The 21,208-nt window shown below is 62.3% G+C and carries 18 protein-coding genes and 1 pseudogene; 17 read left to right on the forward strand and 2 right to left on the reverse strand.

What is annotated here, in order from left to right; translation table 11 throughout:
- The first annotated feature begins 9 nt into the window (after positions 1-9).
- The 9 genes and pseudogenes from VNZ60_RS07485 to VNZ60_RS07525 all read left to right on the forward strand — a co-directional run bounded on the left by VNZ60_RS07485 (position 10) and on the right by VNZ60_RS07525 (position 9,433).
- Positions 10-1,152 carry an HlyD family secretion protein gene (locus tag VNZ60_RS07485; protein ID WP_325657795.1) on the forward strand — a complete coding sequence of 381 codons (1,143 nt, stop codon included), beginning with the start codon at positions 10-12 and terminating at the stop codon, positions 1,150-1,152.
- 13 nt (positions 1,153-1,165) lie between these two features.
- A complete protein-coding gene (locus tag VNZ60_RS07490) occupies positions 1,166-2,713 on the forward strand; it encodes a DHA2 family efflux MFS transporter permease subunit (RefSeq protein WP_325657796.1) in 1,548 nt (515 codons plus the stop codon).
- Between the two features lie 175 nt (positions 2,714-2,888).
- Positions 2,889-3,371: a cyclic nucleotide-binding domain-containing protein gene (locus tag VNZ60_RS07495; protein ID WP_325657797.1), complete on the forward strand. Its 483-nt coding sequence runs from the start codon at positions 2,889-2,891 to the stop codon at positions 3,369-3,371.
- Positions 3,368-4,507: an AI-2E family transporter gene (locus VNZ60_RS07500; protein ID WP_325657798.1), complete on the forward strand. Its 1,140-nt coding sequence runs from the start codon at positions 3,368-3,370 to the stop codon at positions 4,505-4,507. The genes VNZ60_RS07495 and VNZ60_RS07500 overlap by 4 nt, the downstream gene beginning before the upstream one ends.
- A gap of 95 nt (positions 4,508-4,602) precedes the next feature.
- Positions 4,603-5,535 (forward strand): annotated as a pseudogene (locus tag VNZ60_RS07505) (fumarylacetoacetate hydrolase family protein); the annotation flags it as partial.
- A 469-nt stretch (positions 5,536-6,004) separates the two neighbouring features.
- Entirely contained in the window at positions 6,005-6,646 is a 642-nt protein-coding gene (locus VNZ60_RS07510; protein WP_325657799.1) for a paraquat-inducible protein A, read from the forward strand.
- On the forward strand, positions 6,643-7,275 hold the full coding sequence (locus VNZ60_RS07515; RefSeq protein ID WP_325657800.1) for a paraquat-inducible protein A: 633 nt from the start codon (positions 6,643-6,645) through the stop codon (positions 7,273-7,275). The genes VNZ60_RS07510 and VNZ60_RS07515 overlap by 4 nt, the downstream gene beginning before the upstream one ends.
- Positions 7,272-8,846 (forward strand): PqiB family protein, encoded by a 1,575-nt coding sequence (locus VNZ60_RS07520; protein WP_325657801.1) that lies wholly within the window; start codon positions 7,272-7,274, stop codon positions 8,844-8,846. Before VNZ60_RS07515 ends, VNZ60_RS07520 begins: the two co-directional genes overlap by 4 nt.
- Complete coding sequence (locus tag VNZ60_RS07525) at positions 8,843-9,433, forward strand: PqiC family protein (protein WP_325657802.1); 591 nt, start codon at positions 8,843-8,845, stop codon at positions 9,431-9,433. The genes VNZ60_RS07520 and VNZ60_RS07525 overlap by 4 nt, the downstream gene beginning before the upstream one ends.
- Positions 9,434-9,499: 66 nt before the next feature.
- Here the strand turns inward: VNZ60_RS07525 and VNZ60_RS07530 are convergent, their stop codons facing one another.
- The gene (locus tag VNZ60_RS07530; protein WP_325657803.1) at positions 9,500-10,150 is read right to left on the reverse strand and encodes a TetR/AcrR family transcriptional regulator; all 651 of its coding nucleotides are present in this window, start codon (positions 10,148-10,150) and stop codon (positions 9,500-9,502) included.
- A 378-nt stretch (positions 10,151-10,528) separates the two neighbouring features.
- Here VNZ60_RS07530 and VNZ60_RS07535 point away from each other — a divergent pair, with 378 nt between their 5' ends.
- The 6 genes from VNZ60_RS07535 (at position 10,529) to VNZ60_RS07560 (ending at position 18,066) form a co-directional block, all read left to right on the forward strand.
- A complete protein-coding gene (locus VNZ60_RS07535) occupies positions 10,529-11,671 on the forward strand; it encodes a VOC family protein (RefSeq protein WP_325657804.1) in 1,143 nt (380 codons plus the stop codon).
- Positions 11,672-11,721: 50 nt separating this feature from the next.
- Positions 11,722-12,678 (forward strand): fumarylacetoacetate hydrolase family protein, encoded by a 957-nt coding sequence (locus VNZ60_RS07540; protein ID WP_325657805.1) that lies wholly within the window; start codon positions 11,722-11,724, stop codon positions 12,676-12,678.
- Positions 12,675-13,703 carry an alcohol dehydrogenase catalytic domain-containing protein gene (locus VNZ60_RS07545; RefSeq protein WP_325657806.1) on the forward strand — a complete coding sequence of 343 codons (1,029 nt, stop codon included), beginning with the start codon at positions 12,675-12,677 and terminating at the stop codon, positions 13,701-13,703. Before VNZ60_RS07540 ends, VNZ60_RS07545 begins: the two co-directional genes overlap by 4 nt.
- A 27-nt stretch (positions 13,704-13,730) precedes the next feature.
- Positions 13,731-15,680 carry an acyl-CoA synthetase gene (locus VNZ60_RS07550; protein ID WP_325657807.1) on the forward strand — a complete coding sequence of 650 codons (1,950 nt, stop codon included), beginning with the start codon at positions 13,731-13,733 and terminating at the stop codon, positions 15,678-15,680.
- Entirely contained in the window at positions 15,677-17,263 is a 1,587-nt protein-coding gene (locus tag VNZ60_RS07555; protein WP_325657808.1) for a bifunctional 3-(3-hydroxy-phenyl)propionate/3-hydroxycinnamic acid hydroxylase, read from the forward strand. Before VNZ60_RS07550 ends, VNZ60_RS07555 begins: the two co-directional genes overlap by 4 nt.
- 62 nt (positions 17,264-17,325) lie before the next feature.
- Positions 17,326-18,066 carry an OmpW/AlkL family protein gene (locus tag VNZ60_RS07560; RefSeq protein ID WP_325657809.1) on the forward strand — a complete coding sequence of 247 codons (741 nt, stop codon included), beginning with the start codon at positions 17,326-17,328 and terminating at the stop codon, positions 18,064-18,066.
- Between the two features lie 163 nt (positions 18,067-18,229).
- On the opposite strand, the gene VNZ60_RS07565 is transcribed toward VNZ60_RS07560, so the two are convergent.
- Positions 18,230-19,159, reverse strand: a complete 930-nt coding sequence (locus VNZ60_RS07565; RefSeq protein WP_325657810.1) for a cation diffusion facilitator family transporter — start codon at positions 19,157-19,159, stop codon at positions 18,230-18,232.
- A gap of 213 nt (positions 19,160-19,372) precedes the next feature.
- Between VNZ60_RS07565 and VNZ60_RS07570 the strand changes: the two genes are divergently transcribed.
- Together VNZ60_RS07570 and VNZ60_RS07575 are read left to right on the forward strand one after the other, a co-directional pair.
- On the forward strand, positions 19,373-20,023 hold the full coding sequence (locus VNZ60_RS07570) for a hypothetical protein (RefSeq protein WP_325657811.1): 651 nt from the start codon (positions 19,373-19,375) through the stop codon (positions 20,021-20,023).
- An 82-nt stretch (positions 20,024-20,105) separates the two neighbouring features.
- The gene (locus VNZ60_RS07575) at positions 20,106-21,197 is read left to right on the forward strand and encodes a patatin-like phospholipase family protein (RefSeq protein ID WP_325657812.1); all 1,092 of its coding nucleotides are present in this window, start codon (positions 20,106-20,108) and stop codon (positions 21,195-21,197) included.
- Positions 21,198-21,208 lie beyond the last annotated feature (11 nt).

The raw sequence follows: 21,208 nt of genomic DNA on the forward strand, positions 1-21,208 counted from the left end.
GAGAATGCAATGAATCAAGCGACAAATGTTTTAAATCCGAACGATACAAATAACGCAAACCGCGGACAGAGAAAAAAACTCTTCGCTCTGCTTGCGCTAAGTGTTGCACTAATTGGAGGCGGGGGCTGGGCCTATTGGGAACTCGTCGGTTCCCACCACATTTCGACAGATGACGCCTATACAGGAGTCGAGTCGGCCGAATTGACCCCTGCCGTCACCGGCACAATCGCCGAGGTGCGGGCAAACGATACACAGTCAGTGAAAAAAGGAGATGTCCTGGTCGTGATCGACCCAGCGGACGCCAAGCTCGCGCTGGCCCAGGCCGAGGCCGACCTCGGTCGCGCCGTTCGTCGTGTGAAGAGCCTCGAAGCCAACGACGCCGGACTCGGCGCACAGGTACTCGCCCGTGAAGAAGAGGAGAAGCGGCTTGACGCGCAGTTGGCAGCCGCTCAAGCCGATTACGAGCGGGCCGATATCGACCTCAAACGGCGCAAGGCGCTGGTGGCGTCGGGTTCGGTTTCCGGTGACGAACTTACCCGCGCGCAGAACGCGCATGCCTCCGCCGAAGCGAACGTGAAAGGCATGAAAGCCTCCATCGCGCAAGCCCACGCCACCCGTAGTGCCGCAATCGGTGCGAAACAGGCCAACGCTGCACTGATTTCCGGCACCGACCTGGACAGCAACCCCGAAGTGGCATTGGCACGCGCAAAACGCGACCAGGCCGCGCTGGATCTCGAGCGCACGATCATCCGTTCGCCCGTGGACGGGGTAGTCGCCAAGCGTCAGGTTCAACTCGGCCAGAAGGTGCAGGCCGGGATGCCGCTGCTGTCGGTCGTTCCGATCCAAAACATGCATGTCGACGCCAACTTCAAGGAAGTCCAGCTCAAGAAAGTTAAAGCCGGACAACCTGCCACGGTGCGGGCCGACATTTACGGCGAATCCGTGACCTATCACGGTGTCGTTGAAGGATTTTCGGGCGGTACGGGTGCGGCGTTTTCGCTGATTCCGGCGCAAAACGCGACGGGCAACTGGATCAAAGTGGTGCAGCGCCTGCCTGTGCGAATCCGTCTCGACCCCGCCGAACTGCAAGCTCATCCGCTGCGGGTCGGGATGTCGACGACCGCCGAAATCGACTTGAACAGCAAGTCCTGAGAAGGAGAAAACCATGACACAAGCTCAGGCCGCGCGTAATGACGCGCCCGCCCTTCAGGGGGCGATGCTCTGGGTGGGGGCCATCGTTCTGGCGCTGGCCAACTTCCTGGCCGTACTGAACATGACCATCGCCAACGTCACTCAGCCGAACATGGCCGGGGCGCTTGGCGCCGGCTCCAGCCAAGGCACCTGGATCATCACCGCCTACGCGGTCGCGGAAGCGATCAGCGTTCCTCTGACCGGGTGGCTTTCTGCTCGCTTTGGCGCGATCAAGGTGTTCTCGCTATCGGTACTCTTGTTCGGTATCTTCTCACTGATGTGCGGCGTATCCACCTCGATCGGCATGCTGCTCCTGATGCGCGTATTCCAAGGCTTCGCCGGCGGTCCGCTGCTGGCGCTGTCGCAGACGCTGCTGCTGCGCATCTTCCCCAAGGAAAAGTCCATGCAGGCCATGGGATTGTGGGCAATGACAACGTTGCTCGCGCCCGTCGTCGGGCCTGTGTTGGGTGGATGGATTTGCGACAACTATAGCTGGCCGTGGGTCTATTTCATCAACATACCCATGGCGCTGCTGTTTAGCGCGGTCGCTTGGAAATTGCTCAAGCGCTACGAAGAGCCGGTGGTCAAGAATCCGGTCGACAAGATTGGCGTCCTGCTGCTATTCACCTGGGTGGCTGCGCTCCAGATCATGCTTGACGAAGGCAAGGACAAGGATTGGTTCTCCTCTCCGGAGATCTGTGTCCTCGGGGCGATCGCGGTGATCGGGTTCATTTCCTTTGTCATCTGGGAATTGACCGAGTCGCACCCCATTGTTGATCTGCGCGTATTCCGCCACCGCGGCTTTTCCGCCAGCATGTTCGTGCTCGCGTTGGCCTTCGGCGGTTTCTTCGGCCTGAATGTGCTCACACCGCTATGGCTCCAGTACAACATGGGGTACACCACCACCTGGGCCGGGTTGGTTGTTATGTGGGGCGGTGTGCTTTCGGTAATTTTTTCCCCGATTGCGGCCAACCTGTCGAATCGCGTCGATGCTCGATGGCTGATCTTCATCGGTTGCGCCTGGCTGGGCGGCGACACCGCCTGGCGGGCACTCGCCAACCCGGACATGGACTTCTGGACGATCTGCATCCCGTTGTTGGTGATGGGCGTCGGCATGCCGATGTATTACGTGCCGATCACTGGATTGGCAATGGGCTCGGTGGATGAAAAGGAAACCGCTTCGGCGGCCGGACTGATGAATTTCGTGCGGACGATTTCCGGTGCATTCGCCACCTCACTGGTCACGACGTCCTGGCAAGACCGCAGCTACACAGCCCATGACCAACTGGCCAGCATTGTCGATCCCGCCCGCACGCTCACCGCTCAAATCGCCGGTGCCCCGGCAATGGCAGGCCAGGCGGCGCGCGAAATGTTCAACAACATGGTGACGGGCCAAAGCCTGATGCTGGCAACCAACGGGTTGATGATGGCCATCGCCGTCGTCTTCTTCATCGCGGCCTTCGCGATCGTGTTGGCACCCAAGGCGGCGCGGGCAGTGGACGCAGCATCAATCGGCCACTAGGAGCGACCATGAAAACGATCCCGCTCATCACTTTGAGCCGAACAACGACTCGGGGCGCAGTCCCGCCCCGGTTGCACGCACTCGCGCCGGCAGTCCATGTGGTGAGGCCTCGGCTCAATCCACGCGAAGTGAGGTCCTGCCGTTCCGACCTGCGTTTGACGAAGGGGACGACACAATGGTCTTAGACTTCCTGATATTCCGTCGACACAGCGACGACCTTGAAGGATTGAAGAAACTCTCCCTATTCGAGGACCTCTCCAAGCGGGAACTCAGTATTGTCGCCCGTCTGCTGCATACGCGTGAATACCTCGCCGGCGAAGTGATCTTTGATGAGGGTGAGGTCGGACAGGCAATATATTTGTTGCTCGAAGGCCAGGTGACCATTTTCAGGCAGGGGAGCCTCGACGACGGGCATCTGGCAATCCTTGGCGCAGGCGAGTTCTTTGGCGAGTTGGGCTTGCTCGATGATTCGGTTCGAACGGCCCAGGTTCGTGCCGCCAGCGACTGCAAGATGGCGGTACTTTTCCGGGAGGACTTTCATGGCTTGATGGAAAGCCACCTGCGCATCGCGCACAAGATCGGCAGACAGCTCCTGCGCCATTTGGGAGAGCGGCTGCGAGAGCTCCGGTTGACTGTCGGGAATCATCGACACCTATGAACAGAACAATTCATCGTGAGCCAGGGCCGCTGGTGTGGGCAATCATCATCGCCGCAACGCTCGCCATATTGCTCGCTTTAAGGGGGACATTGTGGCTTGTGCTGCCCGCCTTGTTGGCATTACTCCTCTACTACACGCTCTATCCCTTGATGCAGGCTCTGACTCATCGGGGTGTTACACGGAATAAAGCAGCTGCATTGGTGATGCTTTCCTTCCTCATGCTTGCCGTGGTTTTGATCGCGCTGATGGCGCCTCACGTGGTAAGCCAAGCCGCTGATTGGCAGGCGTCGGCAAATCGCTATCTGCACGGGGGGATACATTTTTTGCACAAGGTCTTGGGCACGCTGGAGACCGGTTTTTCCCCATTCGCTCGAGCCCACTTGACCGATACGGTCATGCAACGCATCGATCAGTCGAGTTCATTCAGCGAACATCTCGAACCACTGGGCATAGCACTTTCGACTAATTTGCCTCCGCTCCTTCTCGTACCTTTCTTTGCCTATTTTCTCCTTAGGGACGGACGACGATTCAAAGATCTCATGAGTGGCGCTGTTCCCAACGCTTATTTTGAGAAGAGCTTGAGCCTGCTTCATCAGGTTGACCGGATCGCCAGCGCCTATTTCATGGGCCTGCTGAAGCTCACCGTCCTCGATACCCTGACGCTTGCCGGCGGGCTCTGGATTTTGGGATTCCCGAGTGCCTTGGCTCTGGGATTGACATGCGCCGTGCTGGCGTGGATTCCCTTTGTAGGTTCAGTTCTTGGCGGCGTGTTGGTGATGCTGGTAGCGGCAACGGATTTTCCCCATGCTCCTTCGATGGCCTACTCGGTTGTGGGGTTCTTCGTCTTTGTACGCCTGCTCGACGATTTTGTGTATATGCCGATGACCGTTGGCCGAGAGCTGCGCATGCATCCCGTGATGACGGTTGTAATGATATTCGCCGGTGGTGCGGTGGCCGGTATTGCCGGGACGATGCTAGTACTGCCGGTTCTCGGCGTGGTTCGCATCATTGGCGAGACGATCAGTGTAGTCGCGACGGACGAACGCCTGCTCGCGCGTCACCGGCACGCTCGAGAACTGCGCCGGCGCTCAGCTGCACGGGATCTCCTTCATGACTTCGAATCGGACGGCGAATGACGCAATGACGCATATACAGCCATCTATGCCAGGTTGAGCAATTATTTTTTATTTCTTTGAATTTTTAAAAGCAACATTTACCAATAGGAACCATCATGGCCATCCATCTCGCTCATTTCGAATACCAGAACCACGTCCATTGGGGCGTGCTTAGCGCCGACGGCGTGATCCCACTGCCCGAGAGCTACGCGACCACGGGCGAACTGGTGCGTGCGGTGAAGCCCGCCGAACTCGCCAGGCTCACCGGCACACCCATTCCGCGCAAGCTCATCACCCTGCTCAGCCCGGTTACTCGCAATCAGCAGTTCGTCTGCCAGGGCGCGAACTATCGCGAGCACATGATCGAATCGGGCATGGACCCGGACACCAAGCACTTCAACATGATCTTCACCAAGGCCACCAGCTGCATCGTAGCCGCCGATAGCCCGGTGATCCGTCCAGCGCACGTGCGCTTTCTTGATTACGAGGTCGAGCTTGGTCTGATAATGCGCCGTGAAATAACCGGCCCGGTGCAAGTGACCGAGCAAAACCTGCACGAATTCATTGCCGGCATCGTGGTTGTCAACGATTACTCGGCACGTGATATCCAGATCCCGCAAATGCAGTTCTACAAAGGCAAGAGCTACCGTACCTTTGGTCCCGTCGGGCCGTGGCTGTGCCTGCTGGAAGCTGGCGACATGAAATACCTCAGGCAACTGCAACTCACGCTCAAAGTTGATGGTCAGGTTCGGCAAAGCGACAGCTCGGGCAACATGGTGCATGACCCCGTGGCCACGCTCAACGAGCTGGCCAGCCTGCAGGATCTTTTTCCAGGCGACCTTATCGCCACCGGCACGCCGGCGGGGTGCGCTCTGGTCATTCCGTCACCTGCCAAGCAGAAAATCGCTGCGCTTTTGCCTGAGGCCAAGAAGTGGGCCTTGTTCCTGGAGGCACAAGAAGAGCGTACGCAGTACCTGCAACCCGGCCAGGTTGTCGAAGCCGGCATCCGCAGTGCCGACGGTGTGATCGATCTGGGCACACAGCGGAACGTCGTCACCATCAGCCAATCCGACGACGATCGGGCATTGATCGCAACGACCAAAAAGATTCTGGTCACGGGACTCCGTTCCGGCGCCACCGAGTCTGCCGTCCAGTCATGGCTCAGCAGCTTTGGCCCGGTGGCCCGGGTCGAGATCATCCGCGAAGGTAACGCCGCCAGTCCATGCGCCCTGGTCCATATGGACATTGGCGACGCTGCGGCGGCCATTCTGGTGTCGCGGTTGAGCCATTACTGGCACGACGGTGCAATGGTCAACGCCTCGCTGTTGCATCACTGAAGCGGCGTTACTTCGCGAGACAGCAATCCCATGCAACTCCTCCTATTGATCCGATCATCAAATTTCGCGCTCTCCTCATCCACACGCGGGCTGAGGGTTGCGCGAAATTTTCTAGCGAACATGTTTACCGTCGCGTGGTTCCCCTTTTGCGCCGCCCATCCACGTGATCTCGAGGTGATTCATGAAAACTGACGTAATGCTCTCGACGCCGCAAGGCGAGGGTCAGACGGCTTGCCGTGAATGCGACTTGTTGGTGGGTGAAGAGCCGACAACGGCGGAGACATACGTAGCTCTGTGCCCACGCTGCGGCGCGCACCTTTACCGGCGCAGCCGCAACAGCCTGGAGCATACGCTGGCCCTGGCCTGTGCTGCCCTGGTGCTGCTCGCCATCGCCAGCGTTTTCCCGGTGGTCGGCTTGAGCCTGCAGGGGCAACACATTGACACCACAGTCATCGGTGCGGTCACTCAGCTTTGGCAGGCTGACATGCACGCCGTTTCGCTTCTGGTATTGGCGACGACGACCGTGACGCCGCTGTTGGAGATGACGGGGTTGATCTGGCTGGTGCTACCGCTCATGTTCGGCCGGCGGCCACCTGCCTTTGCCCGGGTTCTCCGCACGCTACAGGCGGCTCACCCTTGGGCGATGGTGGAGGTATTCATTCTTGGCATCCTAGTTGCACTGGTGAAGCTGGCACATCTGGCCGACGTGCTGCCCGGTCCAGCAATGCCATGTTTCGCCATGCTAATGCTACTGCTCACGACCCTGGGCGCCATCATCGAACCGCGCGATCTGTGGCAAGCATGGGAGGAGGCAAAGGAATGAATGATTCCACTGCGGCATCCGTCGGAAAGACCGTGTGCCCGACCTGCGGACTGCTTGGCTCGCTCGCCACAGACCGTGCCTGCCGACGCTGCGGCACACCGCTGCATCTTCGCAAGCCGCATAGCATCCAACGTGCTTGGGCCCTGCTGATCGCCGCCTATGCACTTTACCTGCCGGCCAACCTGCTGCCAATCATGGAAACCCGTTCACTGTTCGGATTGCAACAGGACACGATCATGAGCGGCGTCGTTTATCTCTGGGGCAGCGGTTCGTGGGTGTTGGCTGTGGTCGTTGTCATCGCCAGCGTCGCGGTGCCATTGGTCAAGCTGCTATCCCTGACCGCGCTGTTAGTTGGCGTCCAGCGCGGCTCGCGGCGTCAGCCGCTACACCGTACCAAGCTGTATCGGCTGCTCGAATTGATTGGCCGCTGGTCGATGCTCGACGTATATGTCGTGACCATCCTCGCCGCCCTGGTACAAGTCGAGTCGCTGGCGTCGATTCTGCCCGGTGCCGGTGTGGTGGCATTTGCGGCCGTCGTCGTCCTGAGCATGCTGGCGACGATGGCTTTCGACCCCCGGCTGATCTGGGATGCGATCGATAACCCCCAAAACAAGGAAATTACATTGTGAACCAGAACCTCTCCTGCACCGAGCCGCGCCCAATTCCCGCTGCCAAGAAGGTGGCCCGCCTCCGTTCCCCCATCAGCCTGATCTGGATCGTACCGCTGGTCGCAGTCCTTATCGGCATCGGCCTTGCCGTCAGCGCCATTCTTCAGCGCGGCCCTGAGATCGAGCTGCAATTCGCTTCGGGCGACGGGCTCGATGTGCACAAGACCAAACTCAAGTACAAGGAGGTAGCTATCGGCACGGTAACCGCCATCGCACTCAGCGAAGATCATCACTCGGTCAAGGTCTCCGTGCAGATGGACAAGCGAGCCGCGCCCCTAGTGGCCGAAGACAGTCGATTCTGGGTTGTGCGTCCACGCGTCGCGGCGGGCGGCGTTTCGGGCTTGAACACGTTGCTCTCGGGCGCATACATCGCGCTCGATCCCGGCAAATCGAGGAACGTCAAGCGCGCCTTCGTCGGGTTGGAATCGCCGCCGCTGGTGGTCGGCGACATGCACGGGCGGCAATTTGTGCTGGGCGCCGACGACCTCGGTTCGCTCGACATCGGCGCTCCGGTGTATTACCGCCACATTCCGGTCGGACGGGTGGTCGGCTATGCCATGCGTCCGGACGGCAAAGGCGTGGATGTGCGCATCTTTGTCGACGAACCTTATGATCATTTCGTCACTATGGCGACACGATTCTGGCACGCCAGCGGTATTGACCTGTCAGTGGGCGCGGACGGTATGAAGCTGGAAATGCAATCGCTGCTCAGCGTAGTCGCAGGTGGCATCGCCTTTGGCGGCGGTGACGCGGGCAACGGTGAAGCGCCCGTCGCATCGCGTTTCACGTTGTTCTCCGACCAGACGACGGCGCTCCGCCAGCCGGACAGCATCGTGCAGAAATACGTGCTGGTCTTTAACGAATCGGTGCGCGGCCTGACCGTCGGCGCGCCCGTGGATTTCCGTGGAATTTCTGCCGGAGAAGTGTCGCGCATCGACATCGATTTCAATCGTCGCGCCAGCGATGTCGCGATGGCCGTCGAGATTAGCCTCTACCCTGAACGCTTCGCCCGCCAGCAGCGGACCCGGCCGACTGCACTGCCGACGCAACAAGAGCTGCGGCAGATCCTTGATGGCATGGTTGCAAAGGGATTTCGTGCCCAACTGCGCACCGGCAATCTTCTCACCGGCCAACGCTATGTCGCCCTCGACTTCTTCCCGAAGGCAAAGGCCGCCCCGATTGGCTGGAATCGGCCGATCCCCGAATTGCCGACCCAGCCGGGTAGCCTCGATTCGCTACAGGAGAAATTGGTGGCGGTCGTAGACACCTTGCAAGGCACTCTGCAGCGCGCCGACCACCTTATCGCCCATATCGACCAGGAGGTCGTGCCGGAAGTGGCGCCCACCCTGCGCGACGCGCGGCGGACGCTCGACCGCGCCAACGCCGTCCTGTCAAGTGATGCGCCAGTGCAAACGGAATTGCGCGACACCTTGCGCGAGGTCGAGCGCGCCGCAGCCTCTGTACGCGACCTCGCCGACACGCTCGAACAACAACCCCAAGCCGTCCTTACCGGAAAGAAGGCAAGCAAATGACATCTCCCGCAAGACTGGCGTGCATCGCCGCCCTCGCGTTCCTTAGCGCCTGTGCGAACGCGCCGCCTACCAGCCTCGTCACGCTCGACAACGGCCGACCGAAAATAGCCGGAGTGTCGAAGGCGCCGAGCATCGCCGTGATCCGCGCAAACGTGCCCGAGCGCATCGACCGTTCACAGTTAGTAATGCGCACCGGCGGCAACCAGGTGACGTTGAGCGAGCAATACCGCTGGGCGGAACCGTTGCGTCGCGAAATTCCCCGAGTGATGGCGAACGATCTCGGCGAACTCCTTGATTCGAGCCGCATCGCCGCCTTGCCCTCCGACGCCGCAGGTTACGACGTCGATTTCAAGCTCATGCTCGACTTCCAGCAACTAGACGCCGTCGCTGGTCAAGGTGTGGATGTCGACGTGCTGTGGCGCGCCGAACATCGCAGCGGAAGCGCCATCGTCGGCCGCAGCAGTTTTCGGCAGTCCGTGGCAGGAGCGGCGGCCGATTACCCCACCCTGGTCGCCGCACAGCGGCAAGCCCTGCGGCGTGTGGCGACCGAGATCGCCCAGGACATCGCCGCGTATCAAAGGCATTGAGCTACATGAGGATACCTTACAGTCGATCGGCGGTTGGCTCGCACGAGAGTCGATTGCTCTTGTTTTTTAGGCTTTCCCATGGTCGGAGGCCATGGTCGCGATGCGCATCTGGGCTCGCGCCAGCAGGGAATCGTCCTGCACGGCCAGGCGCGGCAGCGGCGTCGCTGTCAGTCGGACCGCCGCGGCGCCGCTCACGCCCAGCGAGCGCAGGATGGCCTGGACGATCTGTTCTGGATAATCCTTGGCGATCCGGCCCTGCGCCATGCGGTGCAATGCGACCAGCACCGTGCCCTTGACGACGTCGACCGCCACCGCCAGCGCGGCGGCGTCGAACTGGCCGCGCTTGACACCCTCGTCCAAGTCGGGCGGCAGCACTTCGTATAGCACGCTCTTGGCGCCCGCCACCCGCAGGCCGGCGCCGGACACGAAGTGCGCTAACAGGCGGCAGGAACGGGCCAGGTGCAGATAACAGCGGATCGCCGTCGCCACCCGCAGCGCCGGATCCTCGATAGTGCCGACCACGCCCTCGATCAGCTCCAGCATCTCATTGCTGATCTGCTCGCTGACGGCAACCAGCAAGTCTTCGTTGGTACGGAAATAGTTATAGAAAGAGCCCTGCGACACTTCGGCCGCCGCCACCACGTCGGGAATCACGCTGGCGCCGACGCCTTTTTGCGCGAACACGACCAGAGCGCTCTCGATCAGGCGCGAGCGCATGCGCTCGCGACGCTCGGCGGCAACGCGCGGTCGGTGGTCGGTGGAATTGGTGGCAGCGGGCATCGGGTGGTCCGGGCAGTTGGTACGCCAGCGATGATATCAGATTCGCCTGCTCGGCAGCTTAAGCCGGATCAGGCGGCGCCCGCTTGCCCAGCCGCTGCGCCAACGGGTCAATGGCGCGCACCAGCTCACTGTTGATCTCGCCGATTTGGCGTGCTTTCTGGTTCCATATTCTGTCCTGTGCGGCGCTACCAATGCGCTGCCCACTCACCTGTTTATACGAAAACTATATTTGACATATCCGTCATTATGACGATAATGTCACTTAGAAGCGATAATAAATCGCCGCCCCGGCAACCCTATCCACCAGGAGACACTATGACTGCACCCTCGCGCGCGCTGCTGCGTACGCAGCCAACCTATCCAGAACATGCCCTGCCGCCGCAGGTACAAAAGCTGAAACGCCCGGCCGCACTGGTCAAGGCGAACGCTCTCGCGTTCCTGATGTTCGAGAAATGCGATCTCGACGCCACCGAAACCTTCCTCACCGACTTCGGCATGCGCACCGTGACGCGCAACGCCAGCCAATTACTGATGCGCGGCAGCGGCACGGCGCCCTGCATCTACCTGGCACGGCGCGGCAACCGTTCACGCTACCTGGGCGCCGCCTTCCGCGTGGCCGGCGAGGCCGAGCTGATCAAACTGGAACGCCAAGCCGGCGCGCGCCGCCTGCCGGCCGACGCTATCCCGGGCGGCGGCAGCGGCGTCGAGCTGGTCGACCCGGCCGGCAACCTGCTGTGGCTGGTCTGCGACCAACCGCCGCTGGCGTCGCTGCCGCTGCGCGCGCCGCTGCACCCGCTGACCAACAGCGTCGGCCACCTGTCGCGCGTGAACGCCACAGTGCGCCCGCCACTGGAACCGGCCGCGGTCGCGCGCCTTGGACACGTGGTGCTGCAGACCATCGACTTCCCCAATATGGCGCAGTGGTACATGCGCCACCTGGGCCTGATTCCCACTGACGTGCAGTATCTGGAGGACGGCGCGCCCAACCTGGCCTTCTTCCGTCTCGACCTGGGCGCCGCGCCGGCCGACCACCACAGCTTCGTGCTGGCCGGCGGCATCGAGGAAAAGTATGAGCACAGCGCCTACGAGGTGGTCGACCTGGACGCGCTGGGACAGGGTCACAACGTGCTGCGCGCCAACGGCCACCGCCACATGTGGGGCATCGGCCGCCATGTGCTGGGCAGTCAACTGTTCGACTACTGGTACGACCCGGATGGCATGGAGTTTGAGCACTACACCGACGGCGACGTGTTCACCGCCGACTACCCCACCCACTACGTGCCGCTGGAGCTGTCGGGCATCTGGGCCTGGGGCGACGATGTGCCGGCCTCAATGGGGGTCCAGCGCGACCTCGGCACTTTGTTCAAGGTATTCCGGTTGCTATGGCGTGGACAGCTGTCGGCCGCGCGCCTGAAGCTGCTGGGCCGCGCCATGGGCCGCCCGCGCCCGTGGCTGTGACGAGTCCGCAGCACCACCCATTCCAATAACAAAGAACCAAGGAGAACATCATGGCAACCACTGTGGTCCGCTATCAGCACCAAGGCAAACCGGCCTGGGGCGTAGTGCACGAACGACGCATCGCGCCGTTGTCGCGCCACTACGCCAGCACCGCCGATTTCATCAACGAGGGCCTCGACGAGGCTCATGCCAGCACACCGGCGCAGGCGCTGCTGGCGCTCGATCAGGTCGCGCTGCTATCGCCCATCACCGGTGACCGCCAGTTCCTTTGCCAAGGCATCAATTACGCCAGCCACGTGCGTGAGTCCGGCATGGACCCGGCGCGGATCGGCTTCAACACCCTGTTCACCAAAGCACCCTCGTCGCTGGCATCGGCGCACGACGACGTGGTGCGGCCGGCCCACGTGCGCCTGCTGGATTACGAAATCGAGCTGGGCCTGGTGATGCGACGCTCGTTGCGCGGAGCCACCAAGGTCGGCAGCGGCGAGCTGCACCATTGGCTGGCCGGCGTCACCATCGTCAACGACATCTCGGCGCGCGACGTGCAACTGCCGCAGGGTCAGTTCTACAAGGGCAAGAGCTACCGCACCTTCGGCCCGGCCGGGCCCTACCTGCTACTGCTCAGCGCCGAGGAATGGCTGCGCTGGCCGGAGCTGCGCATGCGCTTGGCGGTCAACGGTCAGCCGCGCCAGGACAGCTATTGCGGTGACATGATCTACAAGCCGCACCAGACCCTGACCGAACTGTCCGCCCTGCACGACCTCGACGCGGGCGACCTGATCGCCACCGGCACCCCGGCCGGCTGTGCCGCGCGGGCGCCTGGCAAGCTGACGCTGTGGGTGATGAAGCACCTGCTGTCGGACGCCACCAAATGGCGCCTGTTCATCCAGAAAGGGCTGGACAATCCGGCCTACCTGCGGCCGGGCGACGTCATTACGGCGGCGATCCGCAGCGACGACGGCAGGCTCGACCTGGGCGAACAGCGCAACCGGGTGGTGGCGGCATGAGCGCGCCCTGCCTGGCCGCCACCGTCGAGCAGTTTGGCGACGCCAGCCAGCTGCGGGTGCACGAGGTGCCGGCGCCGCAGCCGCGCGCCGGCCAGATCGTAGTGCAGGTGGCGGCAGCCGCCATCAACCCGATCGACGTGCGGCGCCGCAGCGGTTATGGCCGCAAGCTATTCGGCCTGATGGGCGCGGCGCGCCTCCCGCTGGTGCTGGGCAGCGATTTCGCCGGCACCATATGCGCGGTCGGCCCCGGCGTGACCGGCTGGCGTGAAGGCGACGCCGTGTTCGGCGCCAAACCGCCCTCCCGCCAGGGCACGCACGCCACCCATGTGGCGCTCGATGCCGCCCACGTACTGGCGCAGCCGGCCGGTATCGCCCCGGCACAGCTGGCCACGCTGCCGTACAATTTCCTGACGGTGTGCCGCGCGCTGGCCGGCGCCGGCATCACGCGCGACAGCGTGCTAGGCCGCAAAGTGCTGCTGCATGGCGCCTCCGGCGGGCTGGGCCTGATCGCCATCGCCCTGCTGAAGCAGCTGGGCGCGCACGTCACGGCGGTGGCGGGCGAGCGCGGCCTGGCGGCCTGCGGCGCGGCCGGGGCCGACTTGGTGCTGGACCGGCGCCGCCATCCGCTGGAATCACTGCCGCGGCAATTCACCGCCACGCTCAACTTCGCACACTGGGACGACGACGCGCAACTGGTGTCGCGGCTGGCGCCGGGCGCGGTCGGCCACGCCACCACGGTCCATCCGCTGCTGGCGCAGATCGACCGCTATGGCATCGCTGGCGGCGCGCTCGCCGCGCTGTACTGCAAACGCCGCAGCGCCGCCGCAACACCGCGCGGTACGCGCTACGCCTGGACCGTGTTCCGGCCCGACCGCGACGCGCTGAACTGGCTGGCCGAATACGCCGTGATGATACCTGCCGCACCAACGCTGCAGGCCTTTCGGCTGATCCACGTCGCCGCCGCACATCACTATGTCGAACAGCGCTGTGCCGGCCGTGCCGTGCTGCTGCCGTCCCCCCTCTGACCTGAACCGCACACCTACGGAGTTCCTATGCCTGACTTTACCCTCGCAGCGACGGACGCGCCTGCCCGCATCCGTTCGCTGGACGACCTGCGCGCTGTTGAACAAACCCCATGGCAGCAAAAGCTGCCAGCCCGCACCACCTATGAACTGCTGCGGCAAGCCTGCGAACGCCATCCCGACCACACCGCGTTGCGCTTCGTGCTGTTCGGCGCACCGGAAGCACCCGCGTTCACCATCAATTACCGCACCCTGCTGGAACAGGTAACGCGCGCCGCCAACGCCTTCCATCGCGCCGGCGTCAGCTCCCAACAGGCAATCGCGCTGCTGCTGCCCAATCTGCCGGAAACCCACTACGCGCTGCTGGGCGCGCAGGCGGCCGGCATCGCCAGTCCGATCAATCCCATGCTGGACGTGGAACACATCGCCAGTATCGTCAACGCCACCGAGGCCACCGCGCTGGTGGCGCTGGCGCCGCTGCCGGACAGCGATGGCTGGAGCAAGGCGCTGGCAGTGGCCGAGCGCTGCCCTTCGCTGCGCACCCTGTTCGTGGTGAGTCTGGCGCCCTATGTCGACCCGGCCACCGGCGCCGCGCTGGACGCGTTGTATCAGGCCGCGCCCCAGCCGCAACGCGCCGACTTGCGCATCCTGCCGTTCGATGCCGCGCTGCGGGCGGAGCGCCCGGACCGGCTGGTGTCCGGCCGGATCATCGACGCCAGTGACCGCTGTGCCTATTTCCATACAGGCGGCACCACCGGCCTGCCGAAGATCGCGGTGCACACCCACCTGAACGAAACCTTTGTGGCCTGCATGCTGAGCGTGATGGAGCCGCGCCACCATGTGGTGCTGTGCGGACTACCGTTGTTCCACGTCAACGGCGCCATGGTGACCGGGCTGGCCGCATTCCATTGCGGTTGGGAAGTGGTGATGCTCACGCCGCAGGGCTATCGCGGCAAGGACGTGCTGGCTAACTTCTGGCGTCTGGTGGAGCGCTTCCGCGCCACCAGCTTCAGCGGCGTGCCCACCATCTTCGCCACCCTGGCCGGCTTGCCGCGCGACGGCGCCGACCTGTCTTCGCTGCGCCACGCCTTTTGCGGCGCGGCTCCGTTGCCGGCCGAAGTGGCACGCCGCTTCGAGGCGGCGGCAGGCATCCCGCTGTGCGAGGGCTACGGCCTGACTGAGGGCGCTTGCATCTCCTCGCTCAATCCCACCGACGGCGGCCACCGCGCCGGCAGCGTCGGTCTGCGCCTGCCGCATCAGGACTTGCAGGTGTGGCAGGTCGACAGCGCCGGCCTGGCCGTGCGCGCCTGCGCCAGCGGCGAGACCGGCGTGATCGGCGTGTCCGGCCCCAACGTGTTCCCCGGCTACCTGAACGAACGCGACAATCGGGGCATCTGGCTGGCGCCGGGTTGGCTCAACACGGGGGATCTCGGCTACCTGGATGCGGACGGCTTCCTGCACCTGACCGGCCGTGCCAAGGACTTGATCATCCGCGGCGGCCATAACATCGATCCGGCCATGATCGAGGACGCGTTGCTGCGCCATCCGGACGTGGCCATGGCGGCCGCCGTCGGCCAGCCGGACGAACACGCGGGCGAACTGCCGGTGGCCTACGTTACGCTGAAAACCGGCGCCGTCATCCTGCCGGAGACGCTGCAGGCCGCCGCCCGCTTGCTGGTACCGGAACCGGCCGCCGTTCCGGTGCGTATCGAGGTGCTGGAGCAAATGGCGCTGACAGCGGTCGGCAAGGTTGCCAAGGCCGAGCTGCGCATGCGCGCCGCCGCTCACGTGTTCCGCCAGCGGCTGGCCCAGCACAGCATTGACGCCAGCGTCCAGGTGCAGGCCGACGCCCAGCGCGGCGCGGTCGCCACCATCCAGGCCGCAGCGCTGCAAGGCGAAGGCGAGCGCGCCCGCGCTGCGCTGGCCGGCTTCAGCTACGCCATCGACATCCTGCCACAGGACTTAAAGGAATCACCATGACTACTCCCCTGCCCGACACCATCGACGTGCTGCTGGTCGGCCTCGGTCCGGTCGGCGCCGCCGCCGCCAATTTGCTGGGCCGCTACGGCGTGCGCACGCTGGCAATTGACAAGGCCAGCGACGTGTTCACCATGCCGCGCGCCATCGCGCTCGACAACGAGGCGTTACGCATCCTGCAGCTGGCTGGCCTGGAGGAAGGCGCGTTCGCTACCCACGCCATCGCCAAAGTGCAGATGCATTCGCCGCTGTTCGGCCGCTACGCGCGCGCCAACACCGCCGGCGAACAAGACGGCCACCCGCGCCTGGTGACCTTTTACCAGCCGGAGCTGGAGCGCACTTTGCGCACCAGGCTGGCTCTCTATCCCTGCGTGCAGACCGCGCTGGACACCGAACTGGTGGACTATACCGAGACCGCCGATGGGGTCAACGCCACTCTCAGGCAGGCCGACGGCGCGCTGGCCACGGTGCGGGCTCGCTACCTGGTAGGCGTTGACGGCGCCAGCTCGCCGGTGCGCCAGCGCGCCGGCCTTGAGTTCGATGGCCAGACCTTCAGCGAAGACTGGCTGGTGGTCGACGCCATCGGCGTGCCCAATCCGATCGACCACGTGGAATTCATCTGCGACCCGCGCCGGCCGACGCCGCACATGGTGGCGCCGGGCGACCGCCAACGCTGGGAATTCAAGCTGGCCCCGGGCGAGACCCGTGAGCAGATGGAGCAGCCGGAAAAGATCCGCGAGCTGCTGGCGCCTTGGTGCGACATCGACCACGTCACCATCGAGCGCACCGCCGTGTACCGCTTCCATGCCCGCATCGTCGAGCGCTTCTCGCGCGGCCGCGTGTTCCTGGCCGGCGACGCGGCCCATATCACGCCGCCGTTCGTGGGCCAAGGCCTGGTGGCCGGCCTGCGCGACGCAGCCAACCTGTGCTGGAAGCTGGCCTGGGTGGTGCATGGGCGCGCCGCGTCGTCCATTCTCGACAGCTACGACACCGAGCGCCGTCCGCATGCCAAGTCCATCATCCAGCTGGCGCTGCTGATGGGCCGCCTGGTCATGCCGCACAACCGGCTGGCGGCGCTGTGCTTGCACGGCACGATGGCGCTGTTGCAGCGCGTCCCCTTCACCCGGCCCTGGTTCCAGGACTTGAAGATCAAGCCGGCCAACAGCTTCCGGCGCGGCCTGTTCCAGCCGGGGCGCGGGCGTGCGCGGCTAGTACGCGGCGGCTTGCTGCCGCAGGGCCTGGTGCGTAGCGCCGCGCACGCGGGCTGCCTGCCCAGCGACGAAGTGCTGGGCCTCAAGCTGAACCTGATCGGCTTTGGCTGCGATGCCCAAGCGGTGCTGTCCGCGGAGCTGCGGGCACGCTGGCAGCGGGCCGGCGGCCACGTTGTGCAGTTGCGCCACCGCGGCCAGCACGGCGCGTCGACTGACTCGTGGGAAGACATGACCGACTGCCTGGTACCGGGTGCGGCGCCAGTTGGCTGGGTCGCCGTGGTACGGCCAGACCGCACCGTGCTGCACGATGGTCCGCTGGACCAGCTCGACAGCATCGTACGCGAATCGTTAGCCTTGTTGGGCGCTGCCGCCTAGCCTGCGGCGCGCGCAACCCGATTAAGCAACTTTTCATGCAGTAAAACCCTAAAGGAGACAAAATGAAAATGCAATTTATGAGCAAACGGTTAGGTGTGGTGACGGTAGGATTTGCGATGCTCAGTGCTGTCGGCATGGCGCAGGCGCAAACCGCCGGCAGTAATGTAATCAGCGTAGGCTGGTTGCATGCCGCGCCACAGAACCAATCCACGCCGTTAACGGTCAACAGCATCAATGGCATGCCGGTCAATCTGGTGGAAACCGGCAGCGGCTTCGCTGCCGAGAAGACCGATACTTTGGGCTTCACCTTCGCGCATTATTTTACCGACGATATTTCGGTGGAGGCGGTTGCTGGATATCCGAACTATCTGAAATTCGAAGGAACAGGTACGCTGTCGTCATTCGGCGTGCTTGGCAAGGCCAAGCCGATCGCTCCGATTATCTTGTTGCGTTACCACTTTTTCGATGCGCAAACCAAGTTTCGTCCATATGTTGGTCTGGGTGTCAATTACACCAAGTTTATCGATGCTCAAGTGTCCAACAATGATTTCGTGACCAGCAAAATAGGCCCGGGTGGATCAGCCACTGTCCATGCGACCAGTTCGTGGTCGCCGGCATTCAGTGCCGGCGCAAACTATGCGATCGATGACCACTGGTCGCTTGGTCTGTCGGTTTCTTACGTTCCGGTAAAAACAACGGCTACGCTGACGGGAACAACCGCCGGCGGCACGGTAATTGACAGCACTGCGACACTCAAGATACGACCGGTAATAACATTCCTTAACGTCGGCTATCGCTTCTGATCGCTTTGCCGTCAGCTGACGTACCGCGTCGGCTGATCGGCCGGTTGCGCTCTCATCAGAAGCAATGGGCGATTACCGTCCTGTAAAGGCGGTTTAGATTCAATAAAATCTGACGTTGTAGTACCGTTGAGTCTGAACCAACACAACTCAGCCCAACCCGGCCTCAAGCATGTATATGTTGTTCCTCAGGCGCGCTGTAATTGCAGCCATCCGCCGTGTGGGCACAAGGATTTATCTCAAACTGCAGCGTGGTGTGATACACCGCAAACTGCGACGCCAGGACTTCTTTCAAAGCCGGCAGCAATTGCTCCGTCGAATACGCCGGGTCATACACCACATGCGCGGTCAGGCTGGCCTTGCCGCTGGTGACCGCCCACAGGTGGAAATCATGCACGCTTACCACGCCGGGTACAGCGCGCAGCGCGGCTTGCACCTTTTCAATATCCATGCCTTCCGGCACTCCTTCCAGCAGGATGTTCACGCTTTCTTTGAGCAATATCCAGGTGCGCGGCAAGACCCAGAGACCGATCAATACCGCAATCAGCGAATCAACCCAGGCCCAGCCGGTATAGCGGATCACCAAGGCGCCGAGAATCACGCCAATCGAACCCAGCATATCGCTCCAGACTTCCAGATACGCCCCTTTGACATTCAAGCTGGCGTCCTTGCCGCCGCTGAGCAGGCGCATGCTGATCAAATTGACGATCAGGCCGAAGACGGCAATCACCAGCATCCCGCTCGATTGAATTTCTGCCGGGCTGCGGAAGCGCTGGTAAGCCTCGTACAAGATATACATCGCCACCAGGAACAGCAGTACCGCGTTGAACGCCGCCGCCAGGATTTCAAACCGATGGTAGCCAAAGGTGCGGCGCGCATCGGGCGCCCTTCTGGCGATGCGAATTGCTGCCAGGGCGATCGCCAGCGCCATGGTGTCGGTCAGCATGTGCGCTGCATCCGAGATCAGCGCCAGACTGCCGGTGATCAGGCCGCCTATCACTTCGACCACCAGGAAGATCGAGGTGAGTCCTAATGCGAGCCAGATAGTTTTCTCGTTCTGGCTGCTGGGTAAGGCGTGAGAATGGCCTGCGCTCATAATTATCCTTGGTGCGATATGTAGAAGTAATAATGCGCCGCTCTATTGTGGCACACCGCAATTGCCGCAGAATTTTTCTCCGGCGATATGGTTATATGGCGTCATTTAAAACCCTGTAGTTACCACAAGGTCAAGCAGCCACATAAAAAATTACGCAAGGAAACAAAGCGGACTACACTATCGCCTGATTTTCAGCTTTCTTTGAATAACACTATGCATCCCACTGTTCGGATTTTTGGCGCATTCTTGCTGGCTATCGCACTTGTCAGCGGCGGTTTATATGCGGCCGACCACTGGTTCAATCCGGTTAACCGCAATCGCGTCGAGAACCTGAAAAAAACCGCTAACGCTGCGCCGCTGCCAGGCAACCCCGCCAGCCCTGCGCCGGCCGCTGCGGCAACATCGACAACACTGGCGGGTAGCAGCACACCGCCACCATCGCCACCGGAATATGCCCAGCCCAGCAAGCCGGCTCTAGCCGCAGACCCCGGCGCCATTGCCAAATGCAGCGTAGACGGCAAGATCGTCTATACCGACAAAGGCTGCCCCCAAGGCAGCAAAACCAAGCCGCTGCAAATCACCGATAACGCCGTCATCCCCGGCCTCGACCAGGCTGCGATTGAACAGTCACTACGCCAGCCGCAGCCACTGGCCAGGGCTCGGGCCGCGCCGCCTGCCGCCGTTATCGAACCGGAACCGGTTACGTCGATCACCACCGAGCCTAACGTCGATTGCCGGGCGCTGGAACGACGCCTTGACTGGCTCGACTACATGGCGCATCGGCGCCATCCGCCGTATATCCGCGATCGCATGCAACGCGAACGGGACGAGCTGCAAACCAGGAGGTTCTGGGCGCATTGCTAACACCTGCGGCAATCGAGATGGTTGCATGCATCAGGTATAGTTACTTGTTACTCAATGTGCAATCAGTGCATCACTCCAACTCATGACCCGAACCGAAAAATATCAATGTTGCATGGTAATGGCGGGCGGCGGCTTCCGCTTTGGCTACTACCTTGGCATGTACGCAGCAGCCGTCGAAACCAATAACCAACCTGATCTGCTGCTGGCCAGCTGCGGCGGCGCGATCGCTGCCGCCGTGATTCAGGCGCTGCCGGACGACGCCCAGCGCAAGGCATGGATCAGTTCGCCGGCGATGTATCAGTTTCTGTGCGGCTTGCAATCGACACCCAAAGCCGCCATCGGCCGCGCGTTTACCCACGCCGTCAAACGCCGCCTGACGGCAAAACGCGCCGCCGTTATCCCGGATCTGTTTAGCGATTATTTTTTCGACATTCCGGCGCAATTGCCGTTGCCGCCGCTGCAGCCGCAATCGGAAAATCCGCTGGCGGTAGCGATTGTCGGCGGTAAAATATTATTTTCAAAAGATGAAGTAGGAGAGCGCAGAGCCGGCCGCAAATTGTTTGCCGAAACCGTGTTTTGCAATCCCCGTACGGCGGCGCTGCTTGAAGGCATGCCATCTCCCATGAGCAATCCGATCTGGGGCGACAATGCGATTGCGCCGCAATTGCTTACCGAGGTGGATATGCCTATCGCCGATGCTGTACGGATTTCCATTTCCGACATGTTTTATTTCCGCTGCCACTCGCATCAGGCCAGGCACTACACCGGCGGCGTGGTCGACCTGTTCCCTATCGAATTGGCAAACCAACTGGCGCAACGCGTAGTGATGGAAATGAAAGCGCCGTTTAACCAGGCGCTGGCGATTCCGGCCTGGCGCGCGGTGCTGGGCGTGGACGGCAACCAGCGCTTGCGCCATGTGCATAGCCAGCATGCCGATGTCTGGATCGACGCTTCGGATGTGGAAAGCGTCTTCCACAAGCATGGCATGCAACAGAAACTGTCCTGGCCGAAAAATCGCCTGCGCCTGCGCATGCCGGCTCGCTATGCTTCCTATCTGGAGCACGTGGAAACGCAATGGCAATATGGTTATCAGCGCGGACTGGAGGCCTTTAGCAAGCCCGGCCCCAATTACAAAAAGCACATGCGTTATGCGACCAAATACAACCAGGGCTAATCATTACTGAC

It is taken from the genome of Collimonas sp., assembly GCF_035566375.1.
In the GTDB taxonomy this organism is placed as follows: Bacteria; Pseudomonadota; Gammaproteobacteria; order Burkholderiales; family Burkholderiaceae_D; genus Collimonas.